This window comes from Pseudomonas sp. MT92 (genome assembly GCF_058792515.1).
In genome coordinates, this window is record NZ_JBXAFA010000009.1 from 226,732 (window position 1) to 238,727 (window position 11,996).

Consider the following 11,996-nt stretch of genomic DNA (forward strand, 5'->3'; position numbering starts at 1 on the left):
TGTAGCTTCGGTCGCTTGACTCCAAAAATAAAAAAGGCCGAGCCATGTCATTAACCCTGGAGCATGTCAGCCGTACCGTCGAGGGCCAGACCTGGATCGACGATGCGTGCCTGAGTTTCGAACCCGGTTCCTTCAACGTTTTGCTCGGTCGCACGCTGTCCGGCAAAACCAGTCTCATGCGCTTGATGGCCGGGCTGGACAAGCCTGACACCGGGCGCATCCTGATGAATGGCGTGGATGTCACCCAACGCCCGGTGCGCCTGCGCAATGTGTCGATGGTCTATCAGCAGTTCATCAACTACCCGACCATGACGGTGTTCGAGAACATCGCCTCGCCGTTGCGTCAGGCCCGCGTGTCCAATGAGCAGATCCAGAGCAAGGTGCTGGAAACCGCCAGGATGCTGCGCATCGAGAAGTTTCTGCAGCGTTATCCGCTGGAGCTCTCCGGGGGCCAGCAACAGCGCACGGCCATGGCCCGGGCGCTGGTCAAGGACGCCGAGCTGATTCTGTTCGATGAGCCGCTGGTCAACCTCGACTACAAACTGCGCGAGGAACTGCGCCAGGAAATGCGCGAGCTGTTCAAGGCCCGCCACACCATCGCGATCTACGCCACCACCGAACCCAACGAGGCGCTGGCCCTCGGCGGCACCACGACCATTCTTCACGAAGGTCGGGTGATCCAGAGCGGCAAGTCTTCCGCTGTCTATCACCAGCCGCAGACTGTGTTGGCGGCCGAGCTGTTTTCCGAACCGCCGATCAACCTGATGCCGGGGCGCATCGCCGGTAATGAAGTGAGTTTCGCCAATTTCGTGCATTTCCCGCTGAACGTCGATTTGCGGCCGGTGGGCGAGGGCGAGTTTCGCTTCGGCGTGCGGCCCAGCCATATCTCGCTGGTGCCGAGCAACGACGACGACCTGGAGTTGGCGGTGACCGTCGAAGTCGCGGAAATCAGCGGCTCGGAAACCTTCCTGCACGTGCGCAACGAGCATTTCCTGCTGGTGCTGCACTTGCCCGGTGTCCACGAATACGACGTCGATGCGCCGATCCGCATCTACATCCCGACCCATAAACTGTTTGTGTTCGATACGCAGGGGCGGCTGATCCAGGCGCCGGGCCGGCGTGTCGCGAGGGTTGCCTGATGGCCGAAATCCGTTTGCAGAACCTCGCCCACAGCTACACCAAAACCCCGGGCGGACCCGAGGATTACGCGATCCGCGAGATGGACCACATCTGGGAGCAGGGCGGTGCCTATGCCTTGCTCGGCCCGTCGGGGTGCGGCAAGTCGACCTTGCTCAACATCATTTCCGGGTTGCTCAGCCCGTCCCAGGGCCATGTGTTGTTCGATGGCAAAGCGGTCAATGACCTGACCCCGGAGAAGCGCAACATCGCTCAGGTTTTCCAGTTTCCGGTGGTCTACGACACCATGACGGTGTTCGACAACCTGGCTTTCCCGCTGCGCAATCAGGGCATGGCCGAGGCGAAGATTCACACCAAGGTGCAGGAAATAGCCGAAGTGCTCGACCTGCAGAACCTGCTGAGCAAAAAAGCACGCAACCTCACCGCCGACGAAAAGCAGAAAGTGTCCATGGGCCGTGGGCTGGTGCGTGATGACGTGTCGGCGATTCTCTTCGATGAACCGCTGACCGTGATCGACCCGCACCTGAAGTGGAAGCTGCGGCGCAAGCTCAAGCAGATCCACGAGCAGTTCAACATCACCATGGTCTATGTCACCCACGATCAACTGGAAGCCTCGACCTTTGCCGACAAGATCGCGGTGATGTACGGCGGGCAGATCGTGCAGTTCGGCACGCCACGGGAATTGTTCGAGCGGCCGAGCCACACCTTTGTCGGTTACTTCATCGGCAGCCCGGGGATGAACCTGATCGAGGTGCAGCCGCAACCGGGCGGCGTCGGTTTTGCTTCGACCCATTTGCCCTTGTCCGCCGCCATGCAGCAACGCATCGCCGAGACCCAGTGGAAAACCTTGAAAGTCGGTATCCGACCCGAGTTCGTCCATGTGTGGGAAGAGCCATTCGATGACGCGATGCGGGCTCATGTCGTACACGTCGAAGACCTTGGCACCTACAAGATCATGACCCTGAACCTCGATGGCGCGCCGCTGAAAGTTCGCCTGGCCGAAGACAAACCGGTGCCTGAAGGCACGGCTTACATCAGTTTTCCGGGGCAGTGGCTGATGGTCTACGCCGACGAATTCCTGCTGGAGCCCCATGCCGTCAACGAAACAATGGCCAATGAAGAGGCGCAGCCATGAACAAGGTGCAGAACAACAAGGCCTGGTGGCTGGTGCTGCCGGTGTTCCTGCTGGTGGCGTTCAGTGCGGTGATCCCGATGATGACCGTGGTCAACTATTCGGTGCAGGACATATTCGACCAGTCCAGCCGCTACTTCGTCGGTGCCGACTGGTACAGGCAAGTGCTGCTCGATCCGCGCCTGCATGACTCGCTGCTGCGCCAGTTCATCTACTCGGCCTGTGTGTTGCTGATTGAAATTCCCCTGGGCATTGCCATCGCCCTGACCATGCCGACCAAGGGGCGCTGGTCGTCGCTGGTGCTGATTATTCTGGCGATCCCGTTGCTGATTCCGTGGAACGTGGTGGGCACCATCTGGCAGATCTTCGGCCGCGCGGACATCGGTCTGCTGGGTTCGAGCCTTAATGCCATGGGCATCAGCTACAACTATGCGGCGAACACCATGGACGCCTGGGTCACCGTGCTGGTGATGGACGTGTGGCACTGGACGTCGCTGGTGGCGCTGTTGTGTTTCTCCGGTCTGCGGGCCATTCCGGACGTGTATTACCAGGCGGCGCGGATCGATCGGGCTTCGGCCTGGGCGGTGTTCCGGCACATCCAGCTGCCCAAGCTCAAGAGCGTGCTGCTGATCGCGGTGATGCTGCGGTTCATGGACAGTTTCATGATCTATACCGAACCGTTCGTGCTCACGGGCGGCGGGCCGGGTAATGCCACGACCTTCCTCAGTCAGACATTGACCCAGATGGCCGTAGGGCAATTCGACCTGGGCCCGGCAGCGGCGTTTTCGCTGGTGTATTTCCTGATCATCCTGTTGGTGTCGTGGCTGTTTTATACCGCCATGACTCACTCTGACGCCAACCGCTGAGGCCCGCCATGAGCAAGAGAAAGCTGATTCCGCTGCTGCTCTACATCCTGTTCCTGCTGGTGCCGATCTACTGGTTGCTGAACATGTCCTTCAAGAGCAACACCGAAATCCTCGGCGGCCTGACGCTGTTTCCCGCGGATTTCACCCTGCATAACTACAAAGTGATCTTCACCGATCCGAGCTGGTACACCGGTTATCTCAACTCGCTGTACTACGTGAGCCTGAACACGGTGATCTCCCTGAGCGTGGCGCTGCCGGCGGCCTATGCGTTCTCGCGTTACCGTTTCCTCGGTGACAAGCACCTGTTCTTCTGGCTGCTGACCAACCGCATGGCACCGCCGGCGGTGTTCCTGTTGCCGTTCTTCCAGCTGTATTCGTCAATCGGGCTGTTCGACACCCACATAGCCGTGGCCCTGGCGCACTGCCTGTTCAACGTACCGCTGGCGGTGTGGATTCTCGAGGGGTTCATGTCTGGCGTGCCCAAGGAAATCGACGAAACCGCCTACATCGATGGCTACAGTTTTCCCAAGTTCTTCGTGAAGATTTTCATCCCGCTGATCGGCTCCGGCATCGGTGTCACGGCGTTTTTCTGTTTCATGTTTTCCTGGGTCGAACTGCTGCTGGCGCGCACCCTGACGTCGGTGAACGCCAAACCGATCGCGGCGGTCATGACCCGCACGGTCTCGGCGTCAGGCATCGACTGGGGCGTGCTGGCGGCAGCAGGGGTATTGACCATCCTGCCGGGCATGCTGGTGATCTGGTTTGTTCGCAACCACGTGGCCAAGGGCTTTGCCCTGGGCCGGGTATGAGGAGCTGATGATGGAATGGATGAGTTGGACGATTCCCACCGCAGCGTTCTTCGTCGTCATTGGCCTGATTCTGGTGGGCATGACGACCTGGGAATTGCGTTCGCCGAGCATTCTTCGGCGTGGTTTTCTGCCGATTGCCACCACCCGTGGCGACCGGCTGTTTATCGGTCTTCTCGGTAGCGCCTACCTGCATCTGCTGGTCATCGGCGTGACCGACTGGAGCATCTGGGTCGCCTTCGCGTCGTCCCTGGTGTGGCTGTTGGCTGTGATGCGGTGGGGCTAGTCGAATCGCTCGGCAATGTTGCTCCGAAACTTAAACAGGAGGTCTCTATGTTCGACAAAAACAATAAGCTGCGACATAGCATTTCATTGGCAGCCATGCTGGCACTCAGCGGTTTGAGCGCCGCGGCCTGGGCCGATGCCTATGAAGACGCTGCGAAGAAATGGATTGGCAGCGAGTTCAAACCGTCCACCCTGACGGCCGATCAGCAGCTCGAGGAGTTGAAGTGGTTCATCAAGGCCGCCGAGCCGTTTCGCGGGATGGACATCAAGGTCGTTTCCGAAACCCTGACCACCCACGAATATGAATCCAAGGTGCTGGCCAAGGCCTTCACCGAGATCACCGGGATCAAGGTGACCCACGACCTGCTGCAAGAAGGCGATGTGGTGGAAAAACTGCAGACCGTGATGCAGTCGGACAAAAGCATTTATGACGGCTGGGTCAACGACTCGGACCTGATCGGTACGCACTTTCGTTACGGCAAGACTGAAGCCATCACCGACCTGATGGCCAATGAAGGCAAGAACTTCACTTCGCCGACTCTGGACCTCAAGGACTTCATTGGTACTTCTTTCACAACGGCTCCGGACGGCAAGCTCTATCAACTGCCCGATCAGCAGTTTGCCAACCTGTATTGGTTCCGCGCCGACTGGTTCGAGCGCCCGGACCTCAAGGCCAAGTTCAAGGAGAAATACGGCTACGAGCTGGGCGTCCCGGTGAACTGGTCGGCCTATGAAGACATCGCCAAGTTCTTCAGCGAAGACGTCAAGGAGATCGACGGCAAGCGTGTCTACGGGCACATGGACTACGGCAAGAAAGACCCCTCCCTGGGCTGGCGTTTCACCGATGCCTGGTTCTCCATGGCCGGTGGCGGCGACAAGGGCTTGCCCAACGGTTTGCCGGTGGACGAGTGGGGCATTCGCGTCGAGGATTGCCATCCGGTGGGCTCCAGCGTGACTCGCGGTGGCGACACCAACGGCCCGGCGGCGGTCTTCGCCACCCAGAAGTACGTCGACTGGATGAAGGCCTATGCGCCACCGGAAGCGGCGGGCATGACTTTCTCCGAATCCGGCCCCGTGCCTTCCCAGGGCAACATCGCCCAGCAGATCTTCTGGTACACCGCGTTCACGGCCGACATGACCAAGCCGGGTCTGCCGGTGGTGAATGCCGACGGCACGCCGAAATGGCGCATGGCACCGTCGCCGCGCGGCCCGTACTGGGAGGAGGGCATGAAGCTGGGGTATCAGGACGTGGGTTCCTGGACGTTCATGAAGTCCACGCCCGAGAAGCAGAAACTCGCCGCCTGGCTCTATGCGCAGTTCGTGACGTCGAAAACCGTGTCACTGAAGAAAACCATCGTCGGCCTGACGCCAATCCGCGAGTCGGACATCAACTCGCAAGCCATGACCGACCTGGCGCCGAAGCTCGGTGGCCTGGTGGAGTTCTACCGCAGCCCGGCCCGCGTGCAATGGACCCCGACCGGGACCAACGTGCCTGATTATCCTCGCCTCGCGCAGTTGTGGTGGAGCCACATCGCCGAAGCGGCCAGCGGCGAGAAAACTCCGCAGCAGGCACTGGACGGTCTGGCCAAGGACCAGGACGCAATCATGTCCCGCCTGGAACGTTCGAAAGCGCAAACCACCTGCGCGCCGAAGATGAACCCGGAACGCGACGCGCAATACTGGTTCGACCAGCCGGGCGCACCGAAACCGAAACTGGCCAACGAGAAGCCAAAAGGGGAGACCGTGAGCTACAACGAACTGCTGAAGTCGTGGGCGGATGCGCGTAAGTAAATGACTGGAGAGTGAAAGGCGAACGGCACCGAGAGGTGCCGTTTTTTGTTTGTGCCACTGCTTTCGTCGGCATGCCGGCGCTTGCGGATGCCGAGTCGGACGCAGCCCCTGGATTGATTCACGATCACTTACAGGCGCTGGCTTGCCAGCGATGGTGTCGTGTCGGTCAGCACAGAATGGTGAGGGCAGCGCTGCGCGTCCAGCAACGTCCAGAATGCAAAAACGGCACCCGAAGGTGCCGTTTCTGTTTGCTACCGATAACGCTAAGCGATCAACCCGCCAGGCCCGATTGCTGAACCAGGCTCAGCAGCGGTTGTGGGTACAGGCCGAGGAAGAAGGCCAGTACCGCGATGGCCAGCAGCATCACGCCGCCTGCTTTCTGTTCCCAGTGCAGTTGCGCATCGTGGCGACGCAGGTTCGGTTCGATCAGGTACAGGGTGACCATCACACGCAGGTAGTAGAACACGCCGATGGCGCTGCCCAGTACCAGCGAGCCGACCAGCCACCACTGATGGGATTCGACACCGGTGGCGATGATGTAGAACTTGCCGATGAAGCCCGCGGTCAGCGGGATACCAGCCAGGGACAACATCATCACGGTCAGTACGGCAGTCAGGTACGGACGGCGCCAGAACAGGCCGCGGTATTCGTACAGGGCGTCCGCGTCACGGCCTTTGTACGGCGAGGACATCAGGGTGATCACGCCGAAGGCGCCGAGGCTGGTGATCACGTAGGTGACCAGGTACACGCCGATAGCTTCCACGGCCATGCCTTTGCTCGCCACCAGGGCGATCAGCAGGTAACCGAAGTGGGCGATGGACGAGTAACCCAGCAGACGCTTGAGGTTGCTCTGGGTCAGGGCCAGCAGGTTACCGAACAGGATCGACGCGATGGCGATGATGGTCAGTACGTTGCTCAGCACACCGCTGCTTGCCGCTGGCGAGATCTGGAACAGACGCACCATCACGGCAAACACGGCGACCTTGGAAGCGGTTGCCAGGAACGCTGCGACCGGCGCTGGAGCACCTTCGTAAACGTCCGGGGTCCACAGGTGGAACGGTACCAGCGACAGCTTGAACGCCAGGCCGATCAGCATCATGCCCAGGCCCAGTTGCGCCAGCGAACTTGGCAGACCGGTAGCCGCCAGCGCCTGACCGATACCGACGAAGCTCAGGGAGCCGGAGTCAGCGTAGAGCAGGGCCATACCGAACAACAGGAATGCGGAACCGGCTGCCGACAGCACCATGTACTTGATGCCGGCTTCCAGCGAACGCTTGTTGAAGAAGGCGTAGGCCACCAGACCGTAGACCGGCACCGACAGCAGCTCCAGACCGATGAACAACCCGGCCAGGTGCTGCGCGCTGACCAGAACCAGGCCACCGGCGGCGGCCATCAGGATCAGCAGGTACAGTTCTTCACGGTTGCCCGGGTAACCCGAACCGCCCTCGCCGAGGTAGGCGTGGGCGAGGGTGACGCAGGCGAGGGTGGCGACCAGGATCAGCGCCATGTACAGGCAGGCAAAGGTGTCGATTTGCAGCAATGGCGTCACGGCCAGGGGCGCGACTTTCAGGGCTGGCAGGATCGACAGCAGCGCCAGGTTCAGACCCGCCACGGAAATCAGGAAGGTCTGCGAGTGGTTGCGGCGCCAGGCGATCGCCAGCATCGCCACGATGATCGTGGCGCTGGTGATCAACAACGGCGCAAGCGCGATAAAGTGTTGAGTCGTGAATTCCATAGCGCTCTTACCGTGCCGAAGCGAGTTGAGTGAAGGCGGTGCCGAGCCACTGCTGCACGCCATGCATCGTCGCGGCAGAGGTGTCGAGGAACGGTTGCGGGTAGACGCCGATGTAGACCAGCAGCGCTGCCAGACCGACCACCATGATCAGTTCGCGAGCATCCATGCCCTGCAGGACCGCGTCCGATTTGGACGGACCGAAGTAGGCACGGTGGATCATGATCAGCGAGTAGACTGAACCGAACACCAGGCCGGACGTCGCGATCACGGTGACCCATGGAGCGCTGGCGAAGGTGCCGATCAGGATCAGGAACTCGCCGACGAAGTTACCGGTACCCGGCAAGCCCAGGGACGCGGCTGCAAAGAACAGGCTGATGGCCGGCAGGTAGGCGATCTTCGACCACAGGCCACCCATTTCACGCATGTCGCGGGTGTGGGTGCGTTCGTACAGCTGACCGCTGAGGATAAAGAGTGCCGCGGCCGACAGACCGTGCGCCAGCATCTGAATCACCGCGCCCTGCAGCGCCAGTTGGCTGCCGGAGTAGATGCCGATCAGTACGAAGCCCATGTGGGAAACGGACGAGAAGGCGATCAGACGCTTGATGTCGGTTTGCGCGAACGCCAGGAACGCACCGTAGAAGATCCCGATCAGACCCAGGGTCATGGCGATCGGCGCGAACTCGGCCGACGCATTCGGGAACAGCGGCAGGGCGAAACGCAGCAGGCCGTAGGCAGCGGTTTTCAGCAAGATACCGGCCAGGTCCACGGAACCTGCGGTCGGCGCCTGGGCGTGAGCGTCAGGCAGCCAGGAGTGGAACGGTACGACTGGCAGCTTGACCGCGAAGGCGATGAAGAAGCCGAGCATCAGGACGTACTCGGTGGTCATCGACATCTTGGTTTTCAACAGGTCGGCGTAGTTGAAGGTCATCACGCCGGTGTTGTTGAAGTTGACCAGTACCAGACCCAGGATCGCCACCAGCATGATCAGGCCGGAAGCCTGAGTGAAGATGAAGAACTTGGTCGCCGCGTAGATCCGGGTTTTCTTGCCGTCCGAAGAACTGTGACCCCAGAGCGCGATGAGGAAATACATCGGCACCAGCATCATTTCCCAGAAGAAGAAGAACATGAACAGATCGAGGGCCAGGAACACGCCGACGACACCGCCCAGGATCCACATCAGGTTCAGGTGGAAGAAGCCGACGTGGCGCTGGATCTCTTTCCACGAGCAGAGTACCGAGAGGACACCCAGCAGGCCGGTCAGCAGGATCATCAACAGCGACAGGCCGTCGAGGGCCAGGTGCACGTTGATGCCGAAGCGCTGGATCCAGACGTGCTTGAACTCAAGCGACCAGGTCGGATCGGCGCCAGGCGCCGGGGCAAATGAATAATCACCGTGGGCCCACAGCCAGAGGCCGAGAGCGAGTTCCAGGGTCATGGTCAACAGCGCAATCCAGCGGGGGAGGGTGGCGCCGAAGCGCTCACCCATCCAGCACAGCAGGCCGCCGATGAAGGGGATCAGGATTAGCCAAGGCAGAATCATGACGGGCTCAATTCCTTTCGCAAGTTCGCAAGGTTCATATCAGACCGCTACCAGCACGACGGCGCCAATGACCAGCACGGCACCAGCAGCCATCGAGGCGGCATACCAACGCAGTTGACCGGTTTCGGTACGGCTCAGGGCGGTGTGACCGCCTTTGGCCATGCGCGGGATCAGACCGATGGTCTGGTCGAGCGGGTCTTTGCGCAGGATGTGGCTGATCGCCAGGTAAGGCTTGACGAACAGTTTGTCGTAGATCCAGTCGAAGCCCCAGGCAGCGAACCACCAGGCCGACAGGAAACGGCCGATGCCGCTGTTGGCGATGGCGGTCACGAAGCGACGCTTGCCGAGGAACAGCAGCGCGGCCAGCAGGATACCGGCCAGGGCGATGGCGCCCGAAGCGAGTTCCAGACTGTGCTTGGCTTCGCCACCGGCATGGCCGACGCTTTCCGGCAGCACGCCGTGCAACGGTGGAACGATCATCGCGCCGACGAAAGTCGACAGGACGATCAGCACCGACAGCGGCAGCCAGTGAGCAATGCCGTGACCGGCGTGGGCTTCGGTCTTCGCTTCACCGTGGAACGTGATGAAGATCAGGCGGAAGGTGTACAGGGAGGTCATGAACGCGCCGACCAGACCGGCGTAAAGCAGACCGTGGTTGCCGCTGGCGAACGCTTCCCAGAGGATTTCGTCCTTGGAGTAGAAGCCCGCAGTCACCAGTGGCAGGGCCGCCAGGGCCGCGCCGCCAACGATGAAGCTGGCGTAGGCCAGAGGCAGTTTCTTCCACAGGCCACCCATCTTGAAGATGTTCTGCTCGTGGTGGCAGGCAACGATCACCGCACCGGAGGCAAGGAACAGCAGGGCCTTGAAGAAGGCGTGGGTCATCAGGTGGAAGATCGCGCCATCCCAGGCGCCGACGCCCAGGGCCAGGAACATGTAGCCGATCTGGCTCATGGTCGAGTAGGCGAGGATACGCTTGATGTCGGTCTGTACCAGTGCGGCGAAACCTGCAAGCACCAGGGTCACGCCACCGACGATGCCCACCAGGTGCAGGATTTCCGGCGCCAGGGTGAACAGGCCGTGAGTACGGGCGATCAGGTAGACACCGGCGGTCACCATGGTCGCGGCGTGGATCAGTGCCGAAACCGGAGTAGGACCGGCCATCGCGTCCGCCAGCCAGGTTTGCAGCGGCAGTTGCGCGGATTTACCGACAGCGCCACCCAGCAGCATCAGGGTCGCCAGGACCATCCAGAAGTTGCCGGCCTGGAATTTCTGCGGTGCCAGCACCAGCAGTTCCTGGATGTTCAGCGTGCCCAGTTGAGCGAACAGGATGAACAGGCCGATGGCCATGAACACGTCACCGATACGGGTCACGATGAAGGCCTTGAGTGCCGCGTTACCGTTGTTGCGGTTGCTGTAGTAGAAACCGATCAACAGGTACGAGCACAGGCCCACGCCTTCCCAGCCGAAGTACAGGAACAACAGGTTATCGCCCAGTACCAGGAACAGCATGCTGGCGATAAACAGGTTGGTGTAGGCGAAGAAGCGCGAGTAACCGTCTTCACCGCGCATGTACCAGGACGCGAACAGGTGGATCAGGAAGCCGACGCCCACCACCACGCCGAGCATGGTGATCGACAGGCCGTCGATGTAGAGGGCGAAGTCAGGCTTGAAGCCTTCGACCGCCATCCATTGCCACAGCACCAGGGTGTAGTGACCACCCTCGGGTGGCGCGACATTGAATTGCCAGATCACGTAGGCCGCGACCACTGCGGACAGGCCGATGGAGCCTACGCCGATCAGTGCCGAGAGGTTTTCCGAGAAGCGTCCGCGGGAGAACGACAGCAGGAGAAACCCGATCAGGGGAAATACGAAAGTCAGAAAGATCATGTTCATCCGCGCATCTCACTGGCAGCGTCGATATCGAGCGTGTGGAAGCGGCGATACAGTTGCAGCAGGATCGCCAGGCCGATACTGGCCTCGGCGGCAGCCAGGCTGATCACCAGGATGAACATGATCTGTCCATCCGGCTGCGCCCAGCGGCTACCGGCAACGATGAACGCCAGCGCGGAGGCATTCATCATGACCTCCAGGCTCATCAGCACGAAAAGGATATTGCGGCGGACCATCAGGCCGACCAGACCGAGGCAGAACAGGATGCCGGCGACCGCCAGACCATGCTCCATGGGGATAGCAGGCATCGTCATTGCTCCTTGGCTTCGTTGCGGCCCAAGTGGAACGCCGTGACGGCTGCGGCGAGCAGCAGCATCGAGGCGAGTTCGACCACCAGCAGATAAGGACCGAACAGGCTGATGCCCACGGCCTTGGCGTCCACGGTGGTGTGGCCGATGGCCTGACCGCTCTGGTGGGAGAACAGCACATACAGCAGTTCCACCAGCAGCAAGGCGGCGAGGGCGACCGGGCCGCCCCATATGCCGGGCTTGAGCCAGACGCGCTCTTGCTGAACCGAGGCCGGGCCCAGGTTCAGCATCATCACCACGAACACGAACAGCACCATGATGGCGCCAGCGTAGGCGATCACTTCCAGCACACCGGCAAACGGCGCGCCGAGGGCGAAGAACGTCATCGCCACGGAGATCAGCGAAATGATCAGGTAGAGTAGGGCGTGCACAGGGTTGGTGTTGGTGACCACGCGAAGCGTGGACACCACAGCGATACCCGATGCGAAATAGAAAGCGAATTCCAT

The 11,996-nt window shown here is 60.8% G+C and carries 11 protein-coding genes; 6 read left to right on the plus strand and 5 right to left on the minus strand.

The genetic code is table 11. The features are described 5' to 3' along the window. Positions 1-44: 44 nt before the first annotated feature. The 6 genes from AC1Q6D_RS18560 to AC1Q6D_RS18585 are packed head-to-tail and all read left to right on the plus strand — an operon-like array spanning position 45 to position 6,017. Entirely contained in the window at positions 45-1,139 is a 1,095-nt protein-coding gene (locus tag AC1Q6D_RS18560; RefSeq protein WP_103405053.1) for an ABC transporter ATP-binding protein, read from the plus strand. After that, positions 1,139-2,272 carry an ABC transporter ATP-binding protein gene (locus AC1Q6D_RS18565; protein ID WP_103405054.1) on the plus strand — a complete coding sequence of 378 codons (1,134 nt, stop codon included), beginning with the start codon at positions 1,139-1,141 and terminating at the stop codon, positions 2,270-2,272. Before AC1Q6D_RS18560 ends, AC1Q6D_RS18565 begins: the two co-directional genes overlap by 1 nt. Next, positions 2,269-3,135, plus strand: coding sequence for a carbohydrate ABC transporter permease (locus AC1Q6D_RS18570; RefSeq protein WP_047527635.1), 867 nt, complete (start codon positions 2,269-2,271; stop codon positions 3,133-3,135). The genes AC1Q6D_RS18565 and AC1Q6D_RS18570 overlap by 4 nt, the downstream gene beginning before the upstream one ends. An 8-nt stretch (positions 3,136-3,143) precedes the next feature. After that, positions 3,144-3,944, plus strand: a complete 801-nt coding sequence (locus AC1Q6D_RS18575; RefSeq protein WP_047527637.1) for a carbohydrate ABC transporter permease — start codon at positions 3,144-3,146, stop codon at positions 3,942-3,944. Between the two features lie 10 nt (positions 3,945-3,954). Next, positions 3,955-4,227 (plus strand): DUF2160 domain-containing protein, encoded by a 273-nt coding sequence (locus AC1Q6D_RS18580; protein WP_047527639.1) that lies wholly within the window; start codon positions 3,955-3,957, stop codon positions 4,225-4,227. A gap of 47 nt (positions 4,228-4,274) precedes the next feature. Beyond that, entirely contained in the window at positions 4,275-6,017 is a 1,743-nt protein-coding gene (locus AC1Q6D_RS18585; protein WP_047527641.1) for an ABC transporter substrate-binding protein, read from the plus strand. Positions 6,018-6,288: 271 nt separating this feature from the next. Here AC1Q6D_RS18585 and nuoN read toward each other — a convergent pair whose 3' ends face one another. The 5 genes from nuoN to nuoJ are packed head-to-tail and all read right to left on the minus strand — an operon-like array spanning position 6,289 to position 11,996. Further along, positions 6,289-7,752 carry an NADH-quinone oxidoreductase subunit NuoN gene (gene nuoN / locus AC1Q6D_RS18590; protein WP_047527643.1) on the minus strand — a complete coding sequence of 488 codons (1,464 nt, stop codon included), beginning with the start codon at positions 7,750-7,752 and terminating at the stop codon, positions 6,289-6,291. Positions 7,753-7,759: 7 nt separating this feature from the next. After that, a complete protein-coding gene (nuoM, locus tag AC1Q6D_RS18595) occupies positions 7,760-9,292 on the minus strand; it encodes an NADH-quinone oxidoreductase subunit M (protein ID WP_090468407.1) in 1,533 nt (510 codons plus the stop codon). 39 nt (positions 9,293-9,331) lie between these two features. Continuing rightward, positions 9,332-11,185, minus strand: coding sequence for an NADH-quinone oxidoreductase subunit L (gene nuoL, locus AC1Q6D_RS18600; RefSeq protein WP_103405055.1), 1,854 nt, complete (start codon positions 11,183-11,185; stop codon positions 9,332-9,334). Then, positions 11,182-11,490 (minus strand): NADH-quinone oxidoreductase subunit NuoK, encoded by a 309-nt coding sequence (gene nuoK, locus AC1Q6D_RS18605; protein ID WP_007946416.1) that lies wholly within the window; start codon positions 11,488-11,490, stop codon positions 11,182-11,184. Before nuoK ends, nuoL begins: the two co-directional genes overlap by 4 nt. 2 nt (positions 11,491-11,492) lie before the next feature. Further along, complete coding sequence (gene nuoJ, locus AC1Q6D_RS18610) at positions 11,493-11,996, minus strand: NADH-quinone oxidoreductase subunit J (protein ID WP_047527652.1); 504 nt, start codon at positions 11,994-11,996, stop codon at positions 11,493-11,495.

What these genes read in the sequence shown, in the direction of transcription:
- AC1Q6D_RS18560 (WP_103405053.1), top strand. Translation starts at nt 45, where the DNA reads ATGTCATTAACCCTGGAGCATGTCAGCCGTACCGTCGAGGGCCAGACC.
- AC1Q6D_RS18565 (WP_103405054.1), top strand. Translation starts at nt 1,139, where the DNA reads ATGGCCGAAATCCGTTTGCAGAACCTCGCCCACAGCTACACCAAAACC.
- AC1Q6D_RS18570 (WP_047527635.1), top strand. Translation starts at nt 2,269, where the DNA reads ATGAACAAGGTGCAGAACAACAAGGCCTGGTGGCTGGTGCTGCCGGTG.
- AC1Q6D_RS18575 (WP_047527637.1), top strand. Translation starts at nt 3,144, where the DNA reads ATGAGCAAGAGAAAGCTGATTCCGCTGCTGCTCTACATCCTGTTCCTG.
- AC1Q6D_RS18580 (WP_047527639.1), top strand. Translation starts at nt 3,955, where the DNA reads ATGGAATGGATGAGTTGGACGATTCCCACCGCAGCGTTCTTCGTCGTC.
- AC1Q6D_RS18585 (WP_047527641.1), top strand. Translation starts at nt 4,275, where the DNA reads ATGTTCGACAAAAACAATAAGCTGCGACATAGCATTTCATTGGCAGCC.
- nuoN (WP_047527643.1), bottom strand. Translation starts at nt 7,752, where the DNA reads ATGGAATTCACGACTCAACACTTTATCGCGCTTGCGCCGTTGTTGATC.
- nuoM (WP_090468407.1), bottom strand. Translation starts at nt 9,292, where the DNA reads ATGATTCTGCCTTGGCTAATCCTGATCCCCTTCATCGGCGGCCTGCTG.
- nuoL (WP_103405055.1), bottom strand. Translation starts at nt 11,185, where the DNA reads ATGAACATGATCTTTCTGACTTTCGTATTTCCCCTGATCGGGTTTCTC.
- nuoK (WP_007946416.1), bottom strand. Translation starts at nt 11,490, where the DNA reads ATGCCTGCTATCCCCATGGAGCATGGTCTGGCGGTCGCCGGCATCCTG.
- nuoJ (WP_047527652.1), bottom strand. Translation starts at nt 11,996, where the DNA reads ATGGAATTCGCTTTCTATTTCGCATCGGGTATCGCTGTGGTGTCCACG.